Origin of the sequence: Bacteroides sp. B1-V-101, from assembly GCF_023656585.1 — a bacterium.
Lineage (GTDB): Bacteria > Bacteroidota > Bacteroidia > Bacteroidales > Bacteroidaceae > Bacteroides > Bacteroides thetaiotaomicron.
On the sequence record NZ_JAMOKH010000036.1, the window covers coordinates 37,872 to 59,676 of the forward strand.

19 protein-coding genes are annotated in these 21,805 nt (G+C 43.0%); 6 read left to right on the forward strand and 13 right to left on the reverse strand.

Annotated features, from left to right (window positions below; all coding sequences use genetic code 11):
- Positions 1–35 precede the first annotated feature (35 nt).
- The 3 genes from yidC to dpp5 all read left to right on the forward strand — a co-directional run bounded on the left by yidC (position 36) and on the right by dpp5 (position 5,456).
- Complete coding sequence (gene yidC, locus NBH01_RS20840) at positions 36–1,892, forward strand: membrane protein insertase YidC (protein ID WP_008763174.1); 1,857 nt, start codon at positions 36–38, stop codon at positions 1,890–1,892.
- Positions 1,893–1,977: 85 nt separating this feature from the next.
- The gene (gene bexA, locus NBH01_RS20845; RefSeq protein WP_250700270.1) at positions 1,978–3,309 is read left to right on the forward strand and encodes a multidrug efflux MATE transporter BexA; all 1,332 of its coding nucleotides are present in this window, start codon (positions 1,978–1,980) and stop codon (positions 3,307–3,309) included.
- A gap of 47 nt (positions 3,310–3,356) precedes the next feature.
- Entirely contained in the window at positions 3,357–5,456 is a 2,100-nt protein-coding gene (dpp5, locus tag NBH01_RS20850; RefSeq protein ID WP_011107338.1) for a dipeptidyl-peptidase Dpp5, read from the forward strand.
- Between the two features lie 145 nt (positions 5,457–5,601).
- Here the strand turns inward: dpp5 and NBH01_RS20855 are convergent, their stop codons facing one another.
- The 5 genes from NBH01_RS20855 to NBH01_RS20875 form a co-directional block, all read right to left on the reverse strand.
- On the reverse strand, positions 5,602–6,306 hold the full coding sequence (locus NBH01_RS20855; protein ID WP_172681272.1) for a hypothetical protein: 705 nt from the start codon (positions 6,304–6,306) through the stop codon (positions 5,602–5,604).
- Positions 6,307–6,410: 104 nt separating this feature from the next.
- The gene (locus NBH01_RS20860; RefSeq protein WP_008765093.1) at positions 6,411–6,920 is read right to left on the reverse strand and encodes a flavin reductase; all 510 of its coding nucleotides are present in this window, start codon (positions 6,918–6,920) and stop codon (positions 6,411–6,413) included.
- 19 nt (positions 6,921–6,939) lie between these two features.
- Positions 6,940–7,938, reverse strand: coding sequence for an MBL fold metallo-hydrolase (locus NBH01_RS20865; protein ID WP_008765092.1), 999 nt, complete (start codon positions 7,936–7,938; stop codon positions 6,940–6,942).
- Between the two features lie 153 nt (positions 7,939–8,091).
- Complete coding sequence (locus tag NBH01_RS20870; protein ID WP_022471437.1) at positions 8,092–9,186, reverse strand: PspC domain-containing protein; 1,095 nt, start codon at positions 9,184–9,186, stop codon at positions 8,092–8,094.
- A gap of 21 nt (positions 9,187–9,207) precedes the next feature.
- Complete coding sequence (locus NBH01_RS20875; RefSeq protein WP_032813353.1) at positions 9,208–9,534, reverse strand: PadR family transcriptional regulator; 327 nt, start codon at positions 9,532–9,534, stop codon at positions 9,208–9,210.
- 167 nt (positions 9,535–9,701) lie between these two features.
- Here NBH01_RS20875 and NBH01_RS20880 point away from each other — a divergent pair, with 167 nt between their 5' ends.
- Positions 9,702–10,199, forward strand: a complete 498-nt coding sequence (locus NBH01_RS20880; protein ID WP_250698744.1) for a GNAT family N-acetyltransferase — start codon at positions 9,702–9,704, stop codon at positions 10,197–10,199.
- 90 nt (positions 10,200–10,289) lie between these two features.
- On the opposite strand, the gene NBH01_RS20885 is transcribed toward NBH01_RS20880, so the two are convergent.
- From NBH01_RS20885 to uvrA, 3 genes are all read right to left on the reverse strand, one after another.
- Positions 10,290–11,804: a peptide MFS transporter gene (locus NBH01_RS20885; RefSeq protein WP_118201943.1), complete on the reverse strand. Its 1,515-nt coding sequence runs from the start codon at positions 11,802–11,804 to the stop codon at positions 10,290–10,292.
- Between the two features lie 75 nt (positions 11,805–11,879).
- A complete protein-coding gene (gene ybaK / locus NBH01_RS20890; protein WP_008763164.1) occupies positions 11,880–12,359 on the reverse strand; it encodes a Cys-tRNA(Pro) deacylase in 480 nt (159 codons plus the stop codon).
- 42 nt (positions 12,360–12,401) lie between these two features.
- Positions 12,402–15,227 carry an excinuclease ABC subunit UvrA gene (gene uvrA, locus NBH01_RS20895; protein ID WP_032813763.1) on the reverse strand — a complete coding sequence of 942 codons (2,826 nt, stop codon included), beginning with the start codon at positions 15,225–15,227 and terminating at the stop codon, positions 12,402–12,404.
- Between the two features lie 157 nt (positions 15,228–15,384).
- Between uvrA and NBH01_RS20900 the strand changes: the two genes are divergently transcribed.
- Complete coding sequence (locus tag NBH01_RS20900; RefSeq protein ID WP_250700271.1) at positions 15,385–17,151, forward strand: muramidase family protein; 1,767 nt, start codon at positions 15,385–15,387, stop codon at positions 17,149–17,151.
- A gap of 7 nt (positions 17,152–17,158) precedes the next feature.
- Positions 17,159–17,881: a porin family protein gene (locus NBH01_RS20905; RefSeq protein ID WP_054960183.1), complete on the forward strand. Its 723-nt coding sequence runs from the start codon at positions 17,159–17,161 to the stop codon at positions 17,879–17,881.
- A gap of 130 nt (positions 17,882–18,011) precedes the next feature.
- On the opposite strand, the gene NBH01_RS20910 is transcribed toward NBH01_RS20905, so the two are convergent.
- The 5 genes from NBH01_RS20910 to NBH01_RS20930 all read right to left on the reverse strand — a co-directional run bounded on the left by NBH01_RS20910 (position 18,012) and on the right by NBH01_RS20930 (position 21,773).
- Entirely contained in the window at positions 18,012–18,455 is a 444-nt protein-coding gene (locus NBH01_RS20910; protein ID WP_011107333.1) for a DUF4293 domain-containing protein, read from the reverse strand.
- Between the two features lie 106 nt (positions 18,456–18,561).
- On the reverse strand, positions 18,562–18,897 hold the full coding sequence (locus NBH01_RS20915; RefSeq protein WP_004299989.1) for a DNA-directed RNA polymerase subunit omega: 336 nt from the start codon (positions 18,895–18,897) through the stop codon (positions 18,562–18,564).
- Positions 18,898–18,911: 14 nt separating this feature from the next.
- Positions 18,912–19,715 (reverse strand): outer membrane protein assembly factor BamD, encoded by an 804-nt coding sequence (locus NBH01_RS20920; RefSeq protein ID WP_008763159.1) that lies wholly within the window; start codon positions 19,713–19,715, stop codon positions 18,912–18,914.
- 232 nt (positions 19,716–19,947) lie between these two features.
- Positions 19,948–20,373, reverse strand: coding sequence for an ACT domain-containing protein (locus NBH01_RS20925; protein ID WP_008763158.1), 426 nt, complete (start codon positions 20,371–20,373; stop codon positions 19,948–19,950).
- Positions 20,374–20,474: 101 nt separating this feature from the next.
- Entirely contained in the window at positions 20,475–21,773 is a 1,299-nt protein-coding gene (locus NBH01_RS20930; RefSeq protein WP_011107332.1) for a phenylacetate--CoA ligase family protein, read from the reverse strand.
- Positions 21,774–21,805: the final 32 nt, after the last annotated feature.

A 21,805-nucleotide genomic window follows, 5' to 3' on the forward strand; every position in this document is an offset into this window, starting at 1 on the left:
ATTATTCAAAAATTTATAATTCATAATTAATAGGAATGGATAAAAACACCATTACAGGTCTCGTTTTAATAGGTATATTATTGGTAGGATTCAGTTATCTGAGCCGTCCAAGCGAGGAGCAGATAGCTGCGCAGAAGAAATACTACGATTCTATTGCCGTGGTGCAACAGCAGCAGGAAGCGCTGAAAGCAAAAACAGAAGCCGCACTCGCCAATGAAAACAAAGGTGCAGCGGCCGCAGCAGATTCTTCTGCCCTGTTTTTCAACGCGATGCATGGAACTGATTCCAAAGTAAGCATCCAGAACAGCGTAGCGGAAATCACTTTCACTACGAAAGGCGGACGGGTATATTCGGCTATGCTGAAAGAATACAAAGGACAGGACAAGACAAACCCTGTCGTACTGTTCGACGGTGATGATGCTACCATGAGTTTCAACTTCTACAACAAGCAAGGAGCCATCCAGACAAAGGACTATTACTTCGAAGCTGTCAATAAGACAGACAGCAGCGTAACTATGCGTCTGGCTGCGGACAACGCCAGCTACATCGATTTTATCTATACGCTGAAACCGAACAGCTACCTGATGAACTTTGAAATCAAAGCAACAGGCATGGAAGGCAAACTGGCCAGTACGGAGTATGTAGACATCGACTGGACACAGCGTGCACGCCAGCTGGAAAAGGGATTCACTTACGAAAACCGCCTCTCAGAGCTGACTTATAAGGTAAAAGGTGACAATGTAGATAATCTGTCGGCTGCCAAGGATGACGAAAAGGATCTGGGCAATACAGCGATAGACTGGGTAGCATTCAAAAACCAGTTCTTCTCTTCTGTATTCATTGCAGACCAGGACTTCAACAAGGTTTCTGTGAAGTCAAGAATGGAACAACAAGGAAGCGGATATATCAAGGATTATTCTGCAGAAATGAGTACCTTCTTCGATCCGAGCGGAAAACAACCGACAGAAATGTACTTCTACTTTGGCCCGAACCACTTCAAGACCTTGAAGGCACTGGACAAAGGACGTACAGAGAAATGGGAACTTAACAGACTGGTATATCTGGGCTGGCCGTTAATCCGCTGGATCAACCAGTTTATCACGATCAACGTATTCGACTGGCTGTCGGGCTGGGGCTTGAGCATGGGTATCGTACTGTTGATTCTGACAATTATGGTGAAGGTGGTAGTTTACCCTGCTACCTGGAAAACATACATGTCTTCTGCCAAGATGCGTGTATTGAAACCGAAAATCGACGAGATCAACAAGAAGTATCCGAAGCAGGAAGATGCGATGAAGAAACAGCAGGAGGTGATGAGCCTTTACAGCCAGTATGGCGTGAGCCCGATGGGCGGTTGTCTGCCAATGTTATTGCAGTTCCCGATCTTGATGGCATTGTTCATGTTCGTACCGAGCGCTATCGAGTTACGTCAGCAGAGCTTCTTGTGGGCGGACGACTTGTCCACTTACGACGCGTTCATCACATTCCCGTTCCATATCCCGTTCCTGGGCAACCATCTCAGCTTGTTCTGCTTGCTGATGACGGTAACCAACATCCTGAACACAAAGTATACAATGACGATGCAGGATACAGGAGCACAACCGCAAATGGCTGCGATGAAATGGATGATGTATCTGATGCCGATTATGTTCCTGTTCGTACTGAACGACTATCCTTCGGGATTGAACTATTATTATTTCGTGTCAACACTGATTAGTGTAGGAACCATGATTTTGTTGCGTAAAACTACAGACGAAACAAAATTACTGGCTATTCTGGAAGCTAAGAAAAAAGACCCGAAACAAATGAAAAAGACCGGATTTGCTGCACGCCTGGAAGCTATGCAAAAGCAACAGGAACAGTTACAGCAGCAAAAACAGAATAAACGATAAGAAATTATCCGAAGATATATTCTGAGAAAGCCGGGCAACCGAAAGGGGTTTGTCCGGCTTTCTTTCTCTAAAAAACAAACTTAATATGAAGACCAAATATACTTATAAACAAATCTGGACGATCGCCTACCCTATTCTGATCAGCCTGATTATGGAGCAGCTGATCGGCATGACGGACACGGCCTTTCTTGGACGTGTCGGGGAAATTGAATTAGGGGCATCCGCCATCGCCGGGGTTTACTACCTGGCTATTTTCATGATGGCATTCGGATTCAGCGTAGGAGCACAGATATTGATCGCCCGTCGCAACGGGGAAGGAAACTACAAGGAAATCGGACCGATTTTCTATCAGGGGATTTATTTCCTGGTAGTGGTTGCTGCGATTCTGTTTACACTTTCCATCGTATTCTCGCCATTTATTTTAAAGAATATCATTTCGTCCCCTCACATTTATGATGCTGCGGAAAGTTATATTCATTGGCGGGTGTACGGGTTCTTTTTCTCATTTGTCGGAGTGATGTTCCGTGCCTTCTTTGTCGGTACGACACAGACCAAGACGCTGACGCTGAACTCCATCGTGATGGTGCTTTCTAACGTGGTATTCAACTATATCCTGATTTTCGGTAAGTTCGGTTTCCCACAACTGGGCATTGCCGGTGCAGCCATCGGTTCATCCCTCACCGAGCTGGTATCGGTGATTTTCTTTATCATCTATACCTGGAAGCGGATCGACTGCAAGAAGTATGCACTGAATATCCTGCCGAAATTCCAAAGCCGGACATTGAAGCGGATTCTCAATGTCTCCGTGTGGACAATGATTCAGAACTTCGTTTCTTTATCTACCTGGTTTATGTTCTTCCTGTTCGTGGAACACCTGGGAGAACGGTCATTGGCTATCGCGAACATTATCCGGAATGTGTCGGGTATCCCGTTTATGATCGCCATGGCTTTTGCTGCAACCTGCGGATCTCTGGTCAGCAACCTTATCGGTGCGGGCGAAAAAGATTGTGTACGGGGAACCATCAATCAGCACATCCGTATCGGATATGTGTTCGTACTGCCGATATTGATATTCTTCTGTCTGTTTCCCGACCTGATTCTGCGCATATACACGGATATGCCCGATTTGAGGGATGCGTCCATCCCTTCTTTATGGGTGTTATGCGCAGCCTATGTAGTGCTGGTACCAGCCAATGTGTATTTCCAGTCGGTATCGGGAACAGGTAACACACGCACGGCACTGGCCATGGAACTTTGTGTACTGACAATTTATGTAGCTTACGCTACTTATTTTATTCTTTACCTTAAAATGGACATTGCGTTTGCCTGGACAACAGAAAGTGTGTATGGAATCTTTATCCTCCTCTTCTGCTACTGGTATATGAAGAAAGGAAACTGGCAGAAAAAGCAGATTTAAATCCTTTTTTCATTATCTTCGCAAGAAAATAAACATTTTTATAAAATATGAGACAAGCAAATCTATTTATGATGTCGGCAGCAATGTTGTTAGCTGCCTGCGGCGGAACAAAAGACGCGGGCAAAACGGATCAGGTGCTTATCGAAAAATCCGATATTAAGATCGAAGGGAAGCGTATGACGCCTGAAGCCCTTTGGGCAATGGGACGTATCGGAGGACTGGCGGTATCGCCCGACGGAAAGAAAATTGCGTATACGGTAGCATACTACAGTGTACCGGAGAACAAGAGTAATCGCGAAGTTTTCGTCATGAACGCGGACGGCAGCGATAACCGGCAAATCACCCGCACTCCTTATCAGGAGAATGAGGTGACCTGGATAAAAGGAGGATCGAAGCTGGCTTTCCTGAGCAACGACAACGGAAGCAGCCAACTATATGAAATGAATCCGGACGGTAGCGGCCGTAAACAACTGACCAACTACGACGGTGACATCGAGGGTTATTCTATCTCACCGGACGGCAAGAAACTACTGTTCATCTCGCAAGTGAAAACCAAAGAAAGCACTGCCGATAAATATCCGGATCTGCCGAAAGCTACAGGTATTATTGTCACCGACCTGATGTATAAGCACTGGGATGAATGGGTGACAACTGCTCCGCATCCTTTCGTGGCAGACTTTGACGGTAACGGTATTTCCAATATCGTGGATATACTGGAAGGAGAACCATACGAAAGTCCGATGAAACCTTGGGGCGGCATTGAGCAGCTGGCTTGGAATACGACTTCGGACAAAGTGGCTTATACCTGTCGCAAGAAAACAGGGCTGGAATATGCTGTTTCTACCAATTCGGATATTTATGTGTATGATCTGAATACAAAGAAAACGGATAATATCACCGAAGAAAACAAGGGGTATGACACCAATCCGCAATACTCTCCGGATGGCAAGTACATTGCATGGCAAAGCATGGAGCGCGATGGATACGAAGCTGATCTGAACCGTTTGTTTATCATGAATCTGGAAACCGGAGAGAAGCGTTTTGTCAGCAAAGCATTTGAGTCTAATGTGGATGCGTTTGTCTGGGGCAACGATGCCAAGACCATCTATTTTACAGGTGTATGGCACGGAGAAACTCAGATTTATTCTCTTGACCTGACGAATGATTCTGTAAAGGCGATTACTTCGGGTATGTATGATTATGAAGGGGTAGCACTCTTCGGTGACAAACTGATTGCCAAACGTCATTCGATGAGTATGGGTGATGAGATCTATGCGGTAGCATTGGATGGTTCTGCCACTCAACTGACACAGGAGAACAAGGAGATTTATGATCAGCTGGAAATGGGCAAGGTAGAAGGTCGCTGGATGAAAACGACGGATGGCAAGGATATGTTGACATGGGTGATCTATCCTCCCCAGTTCGATCCGAACAAGAAATATCCGACATTGCTGTTCTGTGAAGGTGGTCCTCAAAGTCCGGTAAGCCAGTTCTGGTCTTATCGCTGGAACTTCCAGATTATGGCTGCCAACGACTATATCATCGTAGCCCCGAACCGTCGCGGATTACCGGGATTCGGAGTGGAATGGAACGAACAGATCAGTGGTGATTATGGTGGTCAGTGTATGAAAGACTATTTCACTGCTATCGACGAGATGGCAAAAGAATCGTATGTAGATAAAGATCGTCTGGGATGTGTGGGCGCAAGTTTCGGAGGATTCTCCGTATATTGGTTAGCCGGTCATCACGACAAACGTTTCAAGGCATTTATCGCTCATGACGGAATCTTCAATATGGAAATGCAGTATCTGGAAACAGAAGAGAAATGGTTTGCCAACTGGGATATGGGCGGCGCGTACTGGGAAAAACAGAATCCGATAGCACAACGTACTTTCGCCAACTCCCCTCACCTCTTCGTGGAAAAATGGGATACTCCGATTCTCTGTATTCATGGAGAAAAAGATTTCCGTATTTTGGCTAATCAGGCTATGGCTGCATTTGATGCCGCTGTAATGCGTGGTGTACCTGCAGAGTTGCTGATTTATCCGGATGAAAACCACTGGGTACTGAAACCACAGAATGGCGTCTTGTGGCAACGCACTTTCTTTGAGTGGCTGGATAAGTGGCTGAAGGCTCCTGCAAAATAAATCTTTGATATAAGACAAATAATGAAGGCTCTGTTCTCAAATCAAATTGAGTTCAGAGCCTTCTGCATTACATCTAAAATCCGCTAGACTTTACTCATGATATATATTTTCGATTGCTACTATATACTTAGATAAGGTCTATGATTCAATCTAGACCTGTTTCATAATCCTTTTCAAATAGCTCAATCGGAGCCTCCATTAAAACAGTTTTTTCAGCACCTTTTTCGTCTGATAAATCAATTAATCCCATTTTTTGCTCCCTTAATTGTTCTCCAGTCCATCTGCCTTTTAAATGGTATTCTTCCCCTTTATTTACGGCCTTCAGTACCAAATAAAAAGTTAAGGTACATCGATATCCACATTCTTGTTTTGTTAACTCATAAGTTGAATAGGGAGGTATCTCATACTTTACATTTCCAATAGAACGTGATCCATTCTTTACTTTTAATGTTTCTCCAAAAATCAACGGAGTCTTCGCACCCGTTCCGTCTATAAAAAGCTTACCTCCAGCATCAATGAAAGGAACAGGAATCTTCAAATCCGCCAAATTTTCAGCATTAACAGGCAAAGAACCTTCAGTCAATACAAATAAAGAGTTCTCTTCCTCTTCCACATCCCATGCATATATCATTGGAAGAGGTTCATCTTTATCATTTACTTTATGTTGCAAGACTACTACAGGATATTCAACCCGCTCTACTACATCCGTTTCCTCCTGCACAAACTTATAGGAAACAACCTCTAATATCGCCGGAGTATTGGATGGAGAAGAAGACACATCATCCGAATCACTACTACAAGCTGCGAGTGCAGCACAGATACCTGCAAGAAAGAACATTTTTGTTTTCATAACGCTTAGTTTTAGTTGTGTTACAATAGTTTAGTTTAAGGCAAATGTATAATATTTATATCACTTATCAAAGCTTTACCGATAAAAAATAAAAAAAGGGAGAATTAATCTCCCTCCCAAATATTTTCGATTTCTACTATATACATTTTATGAAAACCTCCATGAGCATCGTCATACCATTTTTCCAAGGACTCTTTATCCAAGAAACATTCGGGTTTAATAGTATCTGTATAGAGCTTCTTGCATTCCAAACTTAGACGGGCTTGTTCGAAAAGCACATTCCCCTGTTCTGTGAAGACCGGCTTCAATCCGGTTGCTTTCACCTTATCCGTATCACGACCGGACTTTGAGCCACAGACCGCATGAATCTTCTTATTTGCTTCGCCCAAAAAAGAAAGTGTCAGATAATCACTTTTCTCGATGAACTCATACGTATATCGTTCGGGGCGGACAAAAACAAAAGCAACGGGCTTATTCCAAAGCCAGCCAATACCACCCCAACTGGCAGTCATTGTATTGAATTTCTCTTTGGTGCCGGCAGTAACCAACATCCATTCTTTGCCAATCGCCTCAAAGAAATTTTCTTTCAGGTCTTTTACTTCTAACTTCTTCATCTCTCAGTTTATTTTATAATTACTTTCTTTTACTCAGTTTTACGATTTCTCCCAGATAAGGGATTTCCACACGAATCTTTCTTTTCTTTGCTTCTGCCGCAAATACTTTAGGCGGATCATGCAAGGGTTCATCAGACAAATCAAATGTACCGTAGTGCATCGGAATGGTTATTCCTGCATGCATCTCTTCGGAGGCAGTCAGTGATTCATAAGGGGAAATATGATTGGGACGCATGAACCAACGGGGTTTATATGCACCAATACCCAACAAGGCATAGTCCGGAGCTCCGAACAGATCCGGGATTTCCCTAAAATGGGTAGAATACCCTGTGTCTCCGCTATAATAGAGAGAAACACCATTCCCCTGCAGCATGAAAGCTCCCCACAATCGCTGCCCTCCATCACGTACGGAACGTTTGCTCCAATGCTGTGCCGGCAAGAAAGTTATTTTCAGCCCTTCATCTTCCAGTTGCTGATACCAGCCGGCCTCGATCACTCTCATTTCCGGAAACCAGCTCTTTATCAGTTCTCCGGTTCCCAAACCGCAAAACAGTTTCATCTGCGGATTATTATTCAGCAAACGGGTGATACTTTGCTTGTCCAAATGATCAAAATGGTCATGACTGATAAGCAGGTAATCAATTTCTGTAAAAATGTCGGGATTGGCAGGAAACTCACTCTGTCGTTTCACAAAAGGGATATTGCCGAAAACCGGATCGAACATGATTCTTTTACCTGCCAGCTGAAGGAAGAAGGAATTATGTCCCAGCCATATTAAAGAATCTCCCACCACAGCATCCAGCGAACGAAGGTAACAGACTTTCGGGTCCCACTTCACCGTTTTCTTTTCTTTCCGCTGAGGATTGGGGGACAACCGCCATTTCAACACACTTCCCATACCGGGGCGGAAACGGTGCTGCCTGTTAAAAAAACGTCCGCGTACCATCGGATTTCCTCTCCAATAAGGATTGACGGTAGCCAAACGTTCGTTTCTCCTGAAACATATATGTTCACCCATTTTCTTTATCTATTGAATAAGTCCTCACAAACTTAATTAAAAATCTCGATTTACAAAGAGGGACAAACAAAAAATGTACCCCGGACACACTATCGGGGCACATTTCTCAGAAAAAGAATAAATATTATTCTTTTTTAATAGAACGATCTTATATTAAAAGCAATGCAGTCCATACAACGGCAACTGCCATCCGAGAGCTGACAAATTGATAATCACGATGACCAGTCCCAATACCCATAGGATAAACAGTGACCATTTCAAGCCGGTCCCCATCGGTGACCAATGGAACAACTGACGCATTATGGTGTACAGAAAAGCTCCTAATGGAATGGCAATGAGTGCAATTCCTGAAATGGTGCCAAGCAATGTCATCACAGGAGATATGGTAGCTATGGGCGTCCAGTCAATAGCCGGAAGCATTTCATAAAGCAGAGCTCCGCCACCAACAAGCGCAGCAATCACCGCAAACACAAGAGCTACTATCACCACAGCGAGCACGAACAATACCGGACAGCAAATGATGACAAGAGCTACCAGGAATATCTTAAGAATGATAGCGGCGATCGTCACAAATACATCTCCTACTTTCTGCAGAAAGGTACGCGGTTTGTCCGAGTTCACAAAGTTATTGACCCCGTCGGCAACCCGTTCAAATCCGTCCGTCACCGTTTTGCCTATATTTTCTATAGTTACCGCTTCGCCACGCATACTCAGTTTCTCAGCTGCCGTACGTGCTTCGGGAATGATAATCCATCCTATAATATAAAGGATAATCATCGGGCAATAGGGAACAAACAATAATACGATCATCAGGATACGCACCAGCGTGATATCCCAGTCAAAATAAGCAGCCAGTCCGGAAGCTACTCCTCCAAGCAACTTATTATCCGGATCACGGAACAGGCGACGGGCTGTAGTGGTCCGTGTATATCCCTGACCGGAAGAAGCTGTCTGTTCCTTCTTATGCGGTTCGGATTCGTCATCAGATACACCAAAATCTTCCGGCTTGCCTACCCGGGCAATTATTTCTTCCACATCGGCAATGGTAATGACTTGCTTCCCTGCGGACACTTTCTCGGCAAACAGCTCGGCAATACGAATCTCGATATCATTCACAATCTCTTCCGCCCCCTCCTGTTTGCGAAAAAAATGTTTCAGGTTGGCCAGATAGTCGTCCAGCAAGCGGTAGGCATCATCATCTATATGATAGACAGTTCCTCCCAAATTTACAGTCAATGTTTTTTTCATTATTATTTCTTCTTTATCGAATTATCTACTAGCAATATGATTCACGGTTTCGTTCAGTTCCTTCCAGGATATCTCAAGCTCGCCTAAAAAGGCCTCTCCTTTTTCTGTGAGCTTATAATACTTGCGAGGAGGTCCCTGCGTGGATTCTACCCATTCATAACTCAACAAATCGTCATTCTTCAAACGTGTCAGCAATGGATATAAGGTACCTTCCACCACAATCAGCTGCGCCTCTTTCAACTTCTGAATAATATCAGAAGCATAAGCCGGCTCTTTGTGCAGTAAAAGCATGATGCAATACTCTAACATGCCTTTTCTCATCTGAGATTTTACATTGTCTACATTCATTGTTATTTTTCTTTTTGACAGGACAAATATATGCATTACTTTAGTACCTTGCATTGCAAAGTACTATAATTTAATAATAATTAATTCATTAAGAAGTTTTCTCCTTATTATAAAAAGAAATAATAGCTATATTTGCAGCTCATAAAACCACAAAAAAGAAAATACGTATGTTTACTATTCGAAAAGCAGGGATAGATGATTGCGGTCTGATCAACCAAATGGCCGGTGAAGTATTTCCCGCCACTTACCAAGAGATCTTATCTCCCGAACAACTGGACTATATGATGGACTGGATGTACTCTCCCGAAAATATCCGGAAACAAATGGAAGAAGAAGGTCATGTTTATTTTATTGCGTATGAAGGGGATGAGCCCTGTGGCTATGTCTCCGTACAGCAACAGGAAGAGAATGTATTCCATCTGCAGAAAATCTATGTCCTCCCCCATTTTCAAGGCGCACACTGCGGTAGTTTTTTATTCAGAGAGGCTGTCAGATATATCAAGGAGGTGCATCCAGAACCTTGCTTAATGGAGCTTAACGTGAACCGTAACAACAAGGCTTTGCTGTTCTATGAACGGATGGGTATGAGAAAATTGCGGGAAGGGGATTTTCCGATTGGCAACGGGTACTATATGAATGATTATATCATGGGACTGGATATCTGAAAAGTAAGGTAACCATATACAAAATGCCCCGGAACGGATTGTTATTCAATCAATGTTCCGGGGCATTCGTTTATTTATTACCAAGCGGGCTTATTTCGCTACGCGTTCCAGCCATTTCAGCATGAAGATCATGGTAAACATTGAAATAGTACAAGCTACCACAAATACTGTCCATGTCATCCAGATAGGAATGGATTCATACAAAATAGCACCGATCACCAACAGCTGATTGCCAAGTGCAGTCGCACCTAACCAGCCTCCCTGCATAATACCCTGGTATTTCGGAGGAGCTACTTTAGACACAAATGAAATTCCCAACGGAGAAATATACAATTCAGCTACCGTCAAAATCAGATAAGTCAGCATCAACAAGAACGGAGTCACTTTCACCGGTGAAGTTCCTACAGCGATAATGTCCTTGTGCAAAGGCAGATTGGCAAAATAAGAACCGACAGCCATTACGATAAAGGCCAATGCGGCAATACCCATACCAATTGCAATCTTCTTAGGAGTAGAAGGCTCTTTTCCACGTCTGCGCTGGCTGGCAAAGATTGCCATAATCACAGGAGTCAGGAAAACAACAAAGAACGGATTCAACGACTGGAACAACTCAGCGGAAATAGGCATACCAAACAAGTTAAGGTCAGTGTATTCCTTTGCAAAGTATGTCAAAGTCAAACCATTCTGATGGAAAGAGAACCAGAAGAAGATAACAACTCCGAACACTGCGAACAGGGCATACATACGTTGTTTCACTTCCTGAATACTCATTTCTACAGTAGCCGAAGATGCTGAAGACGCAACGGCTTTCTTGCTGGGATCGGGGAAGTTTCTCTTATTCAGCAAATAGATAGTCAAAGAAATGACCATAGCAATGATAGCTACTCCAAATGCATAATGGAAACCTGTAGTAAAGACGTTCAGGTAATCGGATGCAAAAGCTGTATAATCCTGTACCGGAGCGTTGGAAGCTTTCTCTACCAACGTATGATAAGTTTCAGTAGCTTCGGGCGACAAAGTACCAGCCAAATGACCGTGACATAATGCAGGAAGATCAGCATCGTAATTATAACCGAAAGTAGACAACCACCAGTTACGTACACCTACTGCTGCAAACGGAGCAAAGATTGCACCGATATTAATGAACATATAAAACAAGGAGAAACCGGAGTCACGCATGCTGGCATATTGAGGATTATCGTACATCTGCCCTACCAGAGCTTGCAGATTTCCTTTAAATAATCCATTACCAAATGCAATCACAAACAAGCTGGCGCAAGTAATGACCAGATAAAAGGTCTTATTGTCTACCGGAGTCTTGGATGGAATAGCCAACAACAAGTATCCCACTGCCATCAGCACAATTCCCGTGAAAATAGTTCCTTTGTAGTTTCGTGTCTTATCGGCGATAATACCTCCAACCAAAGCAAGAATGTAAATGGAAAAATAGAAAGTTGAATAAATAAATCCCGCTTCTTTTCCATTCATTCCAAACTTAGCTTGCAAGAAAAGCACGAGGATCGCCATCATTGTATAGAAGCCAAAGCGTTCACCTAGATTGGCTAAAGCGGCTGCTATCAGTCCTTTAGGGTGTTTGTCAAACATAGATATAAATTTATTAATTAATGATTGATAATTTTTCTAATGACATATATTCTGCAAATATATACTTTTTTGGATTTATTCCTCAAATAAACGGCAAATTTCTGCCCTCGATTCGCGGATTAAATCACCCGGCGCAAGCTTTATCTGCAGCCCCCGTACACCGGCACTTACATAAATATACGGAAATTGCCGGCAGGTTTCATGAATATAAGTAGGAAAATGTTTCTTCATGCCAATAGGCGAACAGCCGCCCCGGATATATCCCGTCAGCGGAAGAAGTTCTTTCACCGGTATCAGATCACACTTTTTATTGCCGGAAGCCTTTGCTGCCAGCTTCAGATCGACTTCGTGCTCACCCGGAATGACGCAAACAAAATAACCGCTTTTGTCACCGTGAAGAACCAGTGTCTTAAATACCTGTTCTATATTCTCGCCTAAGCTGGCAGCTACATGAATGGCACTCAGATCGTTTTCGTCAACTTCATAAGGAATCAGTTCATAAGCTATTTTAGCTTTATCCAGCAGACGCGCCGCATTCGTTTTATTGATTTTCATCTTGTTGTTTCTTTTTAGTAAGCCGACACTTATACTTCAATATTAAAGTCCTAATTCCTCGCGAAGAAACTTAGGAGTATAACCTTTCTGGCTCTTCGCAACCTCTTCCGGTGTTCCGTAGCTAAGGAGTACTCCCCCGCCCTTACCACCTTCAGGTCCCATGTCTATGATATAATCCGCCATCTTGATAACGTCCAGGTTATGTTCGATTACAATGACGGTATTACCTTTGTCCACCAACTTATTAAGTACCCCCATCAATACACGGATATCCTCAAAGTGAAGTCCGGTAGTCGGTTCGTCAAGAATGTAAAGTGTTTTACCGGTATCGCGTTTGGACAATTCTGTCGCCAGTTTTACACGCTGGCTCTCTCCACCGGAAAGCGTAGTAGATGACTGGCCCAATTTGATATAGCCTAATCCGACGTCTTGCAGAACCTTAATTTTATTCAGAATCTGCGGCACATTCTCAAAGAATTCGACAGCACGGTTTATAGTCATATCAAGCACATCAGCAATAGACTTTCCCTTGAAACGTACTTCAAGCGTTTCGCGATTATACCGCTTGCCGTGGCAAACCTCACAAGGCACATACACATCCGGCAAGAAGTTCATTTCAATTGTCTTGTATCCATTTCCGGTACAGGCTTCACAACGACCGCCCGATACATTAAAAGAGAAGCGTCCGGGCTTGTAACCGCGAATCTTAGCTTCCGGAAGGCTTACGAACAAGTTACGGATATCGGAAAATACACCTGTATAAGTGGCCGGATTGGAACGGGGGGTACGACCAATCGGAGATTGATCCACGTCCACTACCTTATCTATGTTTTCCAGTCCTTCAATAGAATCGTATTCCAGAGGATCTTGCAAAGAACGATAGAATTTCTGTGAAAGAATCGGCTGCAAAGTCTCATTAATCAACGTCGATTTACCACTTCCGGATACTCCGGTCACACAAATCAACTTCCCTAATGGAAATTCAACATCTACATTTTTCAGATTATTTCCCTTCGCTCCTTTCAGCCAGATAGATTTTCCATTTCCTTTTCTTCGCTTGGCGGGTACTTCTATTTTCATCTCTCCGTTCAGATACTGCGAAGTCATCGTTTCGGTTTGAAGCATTTCTGACGGGGTTCCCGAGAAGACTACCTCCCCACCCAGACGACCGGCTTTAGGCCCCATATCAATCACATAATCGGCAGCCAGCATCATATCTTTATCGTGTTCAACAACGATAACCGAGTTTCCCATATCACGAAGCTCTTTCAACGAGCGGATCAAACGCAGATTGTCACGCTGGTGCAACCCGATACTCGGTTCATCCAGAATATAAAGCACATTCACCAATTGCGAGCCGATCTGTGTAGCCAGACGAATACGCTGACTTTCACCACCGGACAGGCTGACCGAGCTACGGTTCAATGCCAAATAATCCAATCCTACATCCAACAAGAATTTCAAACGCGTACGAATTTCTTTCAGAATCTCGGCTGCGATTTTCTTTTGTTTATCGGACAGAAATTGATCTACGTTCATCAACCAGTCATATAGCTCATTGATGTCCATATTGGCCAAGTCATTGATGTTCTTGTCATGAATACGGAAGTGCAATGCTTCTTTATTCAACCGGGCACCTTTACATTCCGGACAAACAGTGGTACGGGCAAACTGCTCCGCCCACTTCTGCGCGGTAGCAGAAGCATCCTTTTCCTGAAGCATCTGGATATATTTTACGACTCCTTCATAGGTTACAAAGTAATCAGAAGAAGTTCCTATCAGCGAACTCTTGATCTTGATCCGGTCGTCCGAACCATACAGTATTTCTTCAACCGCATCATCCGACAATTCCTTCACCGGAGTTTTTAAAGTGGCTTCATACTTCTCCAGCAAAGCACCGATCTGCCAAAAAATCATGGCATTCTTGTATTTTCCCAAAGGTGCTATCGCTCCTTCATAGATGGAAAGTTCACGGTCGGGAATCACTTTATCGACATCAATCTGATTGACCACGCCTAATCCTTTACATTTCGGGCACGCTCCCTGCGGAGAGTTGAACGAGAAGTTATGAGGAGCCGGTTCCCGATAAGACAGTCCGGTAACCGGACACATCAGGCGTTTACTGTAATGACGGACACTTTCTGTCTGCGCATCAAGAATCATCAATAAACCATCACCTTGGCGCATAGCAGTTGCCACACTCTGTTTCAGGCGTTTATCATCTTTCTCGGCTACTATCAGTTTATCAATGACTACCTCAATATCATGATTCTTGTAACGATCGAGTTTCATGCCGTGCGTCACTTCACGCAGTTCGCCGTCTATCCGTACATAGAGATATCCTTTCTTTCGCACCTGTTCGAAAAGTTCTTTGTAATGTCCCTTACGTGAGCGAACCAAGGGCGCGAGCAAGTATATTTTCTTTCCTTTATAATCTTTCAGAATTAAATCCAGAATCTGTTCTTCCGTATATTTCACCATCTCCTCTCCTGACAGGTACGAATAAGCAATACCTGCACGGGCATAGAGCAGACGAAGATAATCGTATATTTCCGTTGTTGTTCCCACGGTAGAACGGGGATTTTTATTCGTAGTTTTCTGTTCGATAGAGATAACCGGACTCAGCCCTGTTATTTTATCGACATCCGGACGTTCCAGATTCCCCAAAAAGTTGCGGGCATAGGCCGAAAAAGTCTCGATATAACGGCGCTGTCCCTCGGCAAATATCGTATCGAAAGCCAAGGAAGATTTACCACTACCACTCAATCCGGTAATCACTGTCAAACTGTTACGGGGAATTTCAGCATCAATATCTTTCAAATTGTGCACACGGGCACCATACACATTAATATATTCTGTTTCTTGCATATTCATATCCTTCATAAACGGTACAAAATTAATGTTTCCGCCCGAAATATGCTCCAAAAAAAGCACAATATTATTTTCTTAACTCAAATCTTATGAAGATATAGGGCATTATTCGTACCTTTGTTCCTTGATTTCAAGAACCAATAGTTATAAATTGATGAAACCGATAAGCCGAATATTCTTATTTTTGCTTTTTATAAGCGCCTCATACGCTATTAGTTATGCACAAGAGAACCAATCTTATTTCTTGCATACCATCGAAAAAGGACAGAGTTTATACTCCATTGCCAAGATGTATAATGTCACAACAAACGACATCATACGTCTGAATCCCGGATGTGATGAGAAAATTTATGCCGGGCAAGCCATAAAAATCCCTAAAGGAAAAGAAAGCCAGAAAGGGGAAACATTCCATACGATTCAAGCCGGAGAAACTTTATACAAACTGACTACCATTTATAATATATCTGCCAAAGCCATTTGTGAAGCCAATCCGGGATTAAGCGCCGAAAACTTCCGTATCGGTCAGGTTATTCTCATTCCGTTGGAACAAGAGCAGGAAACGGAAGCTACGCAAACACCGGCTGAAAAACCTGCTATACAGGGGCCTGTACAATCCAGATGCAAAGATATGCATAAGGTAAAACGCAAAGAAACCGTATTCAGCGTAAGCCGCGAATATGGAATCAGCGAACAGGAATTGATTGCAGCCAATCCCGAACTGAAAAAGGGAATGAAAAAGGGACAATACCTCTGTATCCCCTATCCCAGTGCAACCACCATGCAACCGACGGCTCCCAAAGAGGATCCGTACGCTATCCCACCCAGTAACAATGAGCTTTTCCGCAAGAGTAAAGAAGCCCCTCAGGCAATCTCTACTATCAAAGCGGCCCTGCTATTGCCTTTCCAGGAAGACAAACGTATGGTGGAATACTACGAAGGTTTCCTGATGGCGGTAGACAGCCTGAAACGTACGGGTACTTCTATTGATCTATATGTATATGACTGTGGAAAAGATGTTTCTACATTAAATACTATTCTGGCGAAAAATGAGATGAAGAACATGAATGTCATTTTCGGTCCGATGCACCAGCAACAGATCAAACCTTTATCTACTTTTGCAGAAAAGAATGATATACGACTGGTGATTCCTTTCTCTTCGAAAGGGGAAGAAGTATTTAATAATCCTGCCATCTACCAGATTAATACCCCGCAATCCTATTTATATTCGGAAGTATACGAACACTTTACCCGTCAATTCCCCAATGCTCATGTCATCTTTATTGAACCAACCAGCGAAGATAAAGAAAAAGCCGAGTTTATCAGCGGCATGAAACAAGAGCTGAAGAGCAAGGGAATGTCAATGAAAACCGTCAATGAAAACGCAACCAAGGATATGCTGAAGGAAGCTCTCCGCTCTGACAAAGACAATATTTTCATTCCGACTTCCGGCAAAAATGTCATGTTAATCAAGATTCTTCCTCAACTGATTCTACTGGTCAGAGATACTCCGGAGCAGAATATTCATCTGTTCGGTTATCCCGAATGGCAGACATATACCCGGGATCACCTGGAAAGTTTCTTTGAACTGGATACCTATTTCTATTCATCATTCTACACAAATACATTGTTTCCGGCTGCCATACAGTTCACCAACAATTATCACAAATGGTATAGCAAGGACTTGGTGAGTAAATTTCCAAGCTACGGAATGCTTGGTTTCGACACAGGCTTCTTCTTCCTGAAAGGCTTGTCACGCTATGGCTCAGAACTGGAAAACAATTTGCCGAAAATGAACCTGACTCCGATACAGACAGGATTCAAATTCGAACGTGTCAATAACTGGGGAGGATTCATTAATAAGAAAGTATTCTTTATCCGCTTTACGAAGAATTTTGAATTAGTAAAACTTGACTTCGAATAACACGAAAATGACAAAGATAAAATCACTTCTGATTGCCGCTTCCCTGATGATGGGATTTGCGCTTCCTGCCACCGCACAGATTGGCGAACCACGCCAGAACTTTTCTGTCGGATTTAATGGAGGTGTCAACTTAAACAGTGCTTCATTCACTCCTAAAATCAAACAGAACTCATTGATGGGTATTACCGGAGGTTTGACGGCACGCTACATTTCCGAAAAGTATTTTGCAATGATCTGTGGTGCGCAAGTAGAGTTAAATATCTCACAGCGCGGCTGGGATGAGTTATTCGAAATCATGGATGAAAATGGGCAGACCGTAGAAGATCCTACCCGCAAGTACACCCGAAAGATGACCTATCTCGACATTCCCTTCCTCGCACACTTGGCTTTCGGTAATGAAAAAGGACTGCAGTTCTTTATCAATGCAGGTCCTCAGATCGGCCTTCTGATCGGTGAATCTGAAAGCATGGAGAATATAGACATGAATACCCTGACAAACACACAAAAAGCTGTTTACGGGGATAAAATCCAAAACAAATTCGATTATGGTATAGCCGGAGGCGGCGGAATAGAATTCAGAACAAAGAAAGTCGGTAGTTTTCTGCTCGAAGGACGCTATTATTTTGCTCTGTCAGACTTTTACAGCACAACGAAGAAAGACTATTTCTCCCGTGCGGCTCATGGCACAATTACAGTGAAGCTTACTTATCTATTCGATTTAAAGAAATAAGAAGCAGTACCCAAAAAGATCAGGCGCGAATTTCGCTCGAACCTACGGTTTATATTTCCGTGAGTCTGCGAAATTCGCGCCTGTTTTTATTCTATCAGGAACTCCCAATGCGAGAGCTTCCCGCGCATTCTTATCGAAGTCTGTCTGCAGCCTTTACCATCACCTCGTCACGTCCGATAGCACGAATAGCCAGCACATTCAGAACGATAGACACCAATGGTAAGCAAAGCGCCCAACCAATACGGAACAGATTGGCATCGCTCTTCAATGCAAAATAGAAAGCAATGAAGGCAATATAATAGCCCACCAGCAACAAGCTATTGAAGATTGACATACGAATCTGCAACATTCGGTTCTTATACAGAAAAATAGTCGCAAAAGCTACCAGAGCGCTCAGCATCAGAATACCAAATATCCCCCAAGTAGACTGGAAAATTCCATTCACGTCTATCCCCAGTGCTTTAAAAGGATGTTCTCCTGTAGTGTCAATAAAATATCCCATCGGTAAACACATTGCTGTAATCAGCAACCCTGTTACAATCAATAAGTAAAAACTTTGAATTCGCTGAATCATAAGTATTCTATAGTAGTTAAGTTAAACAATAATAGCCAAGCAATAAGGAATAGGAAAATGCTTCCCGCTTACTACTTGACTATCAATTCTTTCGTTAGAAAATAAATTACTGAAGTTTTTCTTTCTCCTTAGCCGGATTTCTATAATAAATTTTCCCTTCGATGTATTCCTGTGTAGCAATCAAGTCAGGTTTCGGCAATTTCTCATAATAACGAGAAATTTCGATCTGTTCTCTATTCTCGAATACTTCTTCCAAATTATCGTTGTAAGAAGCAAACTCTGCTAATTTCTTAGAAAGATCGTTTTTAATTTCCACACTAATCTGGTTAGCACGCTTACCAATAATGGCAACAGTTTCATAAACATTCCCTGTGTCAGCACAGAGTTCCATCATGTCACGGGTTACCGTCGTAGCGGGAGCGTTCGTTTTTTTGTAGTCCATAAATCTATTTAAATTTAGTCTTTAATTACTTTCTGTGATTCATTGAATATTTTTTCAGCCTCTTTCAGGTATTTACTTTCCGGAAACTCGTTCTTGAAAGCATAATATTCATCTATCGTTTCACGGTAACGATCCATCTTCTTGTCTTCTACACTATAAATGGCCATTTCATGTCTGGCACGCAGAATCAATATGGAAAGTTCTTCGCGATAATCTGTATAAGGATAATCTTTCAGAGCATTCTGAGCTGTAATTACACAGGACTCATAGTTATTACCCAGATAGTTACCCAGATTATAATACAACTTTGCAGAATAGAGTTCTTTCAACACCAGTTTATCCTGCAAAGCAAAAATCATATCTTGTGCTTCCTGCTTCTTGGTACTGTTCGGGAAATATTCCATAAACATCTGCAGTTGCTGGATAGCCTGATAGGTGCTTGATTGATCCAAACGTGGTTCCGGAGTATCCAGGAACAGGGATTTACCTGCATGGAAACGTGCCAGTTCAGTGAAAGTACCACGGGGATAAGTGTTGAAATAGGTGATAAACGTCTGGGCGGCTGTCTGATAATCTTTCTGATTATAGTAACTCATACCCAACATATACAGAGACTCCTCCGCTTTATCGGTTCCCTTAAGGATTGTAATCAATTCGTTCAGCAAGGTAGCTGAGCGGTTATACTGCCCTTTAGCAAAATAGTTTTTGGCGGCCTCGTACTTATATTCGTAATCGGTACTTTTCAGCAATTTATTGTACTCTCCACACGATGTCAGAGAGGCTGCTGCGAGCAAAGTTATAATGATATTTTTCTTCATCCTTTTAAAAAATATTGCGCAAAGTTACTTATTCGCGGGGAATTAACCAATTAATCTATGTTTTTTAATACATAAAAGGCGTTAAACATCGACGAAAAGAGAAAAAACGACGTCGAACTGGAAGCTATAAACAGTCAATAATAAACGGTGAACGATCAACAAGCGCGCTATGTCATTGGTATACCAGCGCTACCGTTCTTCGTTCACCGTTCGCTTATGGTCCGCCGTCCGGTTACAGCTTGTACAAATCACTTGCCGCCAACAGGTCGACTTTCTTTTCTTTCAGTACTTCAATACATTTATCCATATTACTAGGACGAATCACGACGTTTGCCACGTTATTATTGGCAAACGAATACATATACTCAATAAAGACTCCTTCTGCCGACAAGAATCCCAGCACTTTTGCCAAAGCTCCCGGCACATTCGGACAGCTAATGCCGACCACATCTGTTATATTCACGGCAAAATGATTATCTTTCAATGCTTTATATGCTTTATCCGGATCGGATACAATTCCACGCAAAATGCCAAAATCAGCATTTTCGGCGATGCACAAGGCAGAAAGATTGATGTTCTCTTTTGCCAGCACTTCAGTCACTTCCGTCAAACGGCCGGACTTGTTTTCCAAAAAGATAGAAAGTTGTTTTGCTACCATTATCGTAAAGTTTTAATTAAGTAATAAGTATTAGGTAATAGGTAATAGCCACACGGGTTCTATGTTGCAGCTACGATAATACCTAATACTTATTACCTATTTTAAATTTTTCTGTTATCAATCACTCGTTTAGCTTTGCCCACGCTGCGTTCAATGCTACGCGGTTCTACCAGTTTCACATTGACTCCCAGTCCAAGTACGCTTTGGAGACGGCTTGCCAGTTTCTTTTTCAACGCTAGCATGCGGTTAATCTCATCCGAATAGAAATCCGGGCGCACTTCTACCTGAAGTTCCATCGTATCGGTATTGTTTTCACGACCCACTATCAACAAATAATGTGGTTCGAATTCTTCCATCTCAAGAATGACGGACTCGATCTGAGTCGGGAATACATTGACACCACGGATAATCAGCATATCGTCACTACGTCCCAGGATGCGGTCCATACGAACCAATGTACGCCCGCAGGAGCATTTATCATAATGCAAGGCCGTCAAGTCACGCGTACGATAACGAAGCAATGGCATTCCCTCCTTCGTCAGGTGTGTAAATACCAGCTCGCCCGTCTGTCCGGGTTCTACCGGCTGCAATGTATTCGGATCAATAATTTCCGGGAAATAATGATCCTCATTCAAGTGCGTACCATGCTGACATTCACATTCGTAACCGACACCCGGTCCGGCAATTTCGCTCAGTCCGTAGATATCATATGCTTTAATACCGAGTTTTTCTTCGATTTCATGACGCATATTCTCCGTCCAGGGCTCCGCACCCAAGGCTCCCACTTTCAGCTGGAATTCCTCCCGCGGATAGCCGGAATCTTTAATGGCATCCGCCAGATAAAGTGCATACGAAGGAGTACAGCAAAGAACCGTTGATCCAAAATCATGCATCAATGTAATCTGCTTTTCTGTATTACCACTGGACATCGGAATCACAGAAGCACCAATATTCTCAGCTCCGGCGTGTGCTCCCAGGCCACCCGTAAAAAGTCCGTAACCATAGGAAACCTGAAATATATCTGAGCGTCCTGCTCCATAAGCAGTAAAAGCACGCGATATACATTCTGCCCACGAAGAAAGGTCTTTGCGGGTATATCCCACTACCGTCGGCTTTCCGGTCGTTCCGGAAGAGGCATGAATACGCACGATCTGGCTCATCGGCACGGCACAAAGTCCGAAAGGATAATTATCTCTTAAATCATGTTTCGTGGTAAACGGCAGTTTCACGATATCGTCAATCGTATTGATATCATCGGGGGTGATACCCATTTCCTGCATTTTCTTCCGGTAAAAAGGCGTGTTGTGATAAACGTAATCCACAATTTTCTTGAGTCGTATGCTTTGAATCTTGCGAAGACTTTCGCGGTCCATACACTCAATGGTCTCATTCCAAATCATGTTCTCTTGGTATTATTAGTTGTATGAATCTG

What these genes read in the sequence shown, in the direction of transcription:
- NBH01_RS20870 (WP_022471437.1), bottom strand. Translation starts at nt 9,186, where the DNA reads ATGAAAAAAACATTGACTGTAAATTTGGGAGGAACTGTCTATCATATA.
- NBH01_RS20925 (WP_008763158.1), bottom strand. Translation starts at nt 20,373, where the DNA reads ATGGTAGCAAAACAACTTTCTATCTTTTTGGAAAACAAGTCCGGCCGT.
- NBH01_RS20920 (WP_008763159.1), bottom strand. Translation starts at nt 19,715, where the DNA reads ATGAAGAAAAATATCATTATAACTTTGCTCGCAGCAGCCTCTCTGACA.
- bexA (WP_250700270.1), top strand. Translation starts at nt 1,978, where the DNA reads ATGAAGACCAAATATACTTATAAACAAATCTGGACGATCGCCTACCCT.
- uvrA (WP_032813763.1), bottom strand. Translation starts at nt 15,227, where the DNA reads ATGCAAGAAACAGAATATATTAATGTGTATGGTGCCCGTGTGCACAAT.
- NBH01_RS20930 (WP_011107332.1), bottom strand. Translation starts at nt 21,773, where the DNA reads ATGATTTGGAATGAGACCATTGAGTGTATGGACCGCGAAAGTCTTCGC.
- NBH01_RS20910 (WP_011107333.1), bottom strand. Translation starts at nt 18,455, where the DNA reads ATGATTCAGCGAATTCAAAGTTTTTACTTATTGATTGTAACAGGGTTG.
- NBH01_RS20905 (WP_054960183.1), top strand. Translation starts at nt 17,159, where the DNA reads ATGACAAAGATAAAATCACTTCTGATTGCCGCTTCCCTGATGATGGGA.
- dpp5 (WP_011107338.1), top strand. Translation starts at nt 3,357, where the DNA reads ATGAGACAAGCAAATCTATTTATGATGTCGGCAGCAATGTTGTTAGCT.
- NBH01_RS20855 (WP_172681272.1), bottom strand. Translation starts at nt 6,306, where the DNA reads ATGAAAACAAAAATGTTCTTTCTTGCAGGTATCTGTGCTGCACTCGCA.
- NBH01_RS20900 (WP_250700271.1), top strand. Translation starts at nt 15,385, where the DNA reads ATGAAACCGATAAGCCGAATATTCTTATTTTTGCTTTTTATAAGCGCC.
- NBH01_RS20915 (WP_004299989.1), bottom strand. Translation starts at nt 18,897, where the DNA reads ATGGACTACAAAAAAACGAACGCTCCCGCTACGACGGTAACCCGTGAC.
- yidC (WP_008763174.1), top strand. Translation starts at nt 36, where the DNA reads ATGGATAAAAACACCATTACAGGTCTCGTTTTAATAGGTATATTATTG.
- NBH01_RS20880 (WP_250698744.1), top strand. Translation starts at nt 9,702, where the DNA reads ATGTTTACTATTCGAAAAGCAGGGATAGATGATTGCGGTCTGATCAAC.
- ybaK (WP_008763164.1), bottom strand. Translation starts at nt 12,359, where the DNA reads ATGAAAATCAATAAAACGAATGCGGCGCGTCTGCTGGATAAAGCTAAA.
- NBH01_RS20885 (WP_118201943.1), bottom strand. Translation starts at nt 11,804, where the DNA reads ATGTTTGACAAACACCCTAAAGGACTGATAGCAGCCGCTTTAGCCAAT.
- NBH01_RS20865 (WP_008765092.1), bottom strand. Translation starts at nt 7,938, where the DNA reads ATGGGTGAACATATATGTTTCAGGAGAAACGAACGTTTGGCTACCGTC.
- NBH01_RS20875 (WP_032813353.1), bottom strand. Translation starts at nt 9,534, where the DNA reads ATGAATGTAGACAATGTAAAATCTCAGATGAGAAAAGGCATGTTAGAG.
- NBH01_RS20860 (WP_008765093.1), bottom strand. Translation starts at nt 6,920, where the DNA reads ATGAAGAAGTTAGAAGTAAAAGACCTGAAAGAAAATTTCTTTGAGGCG.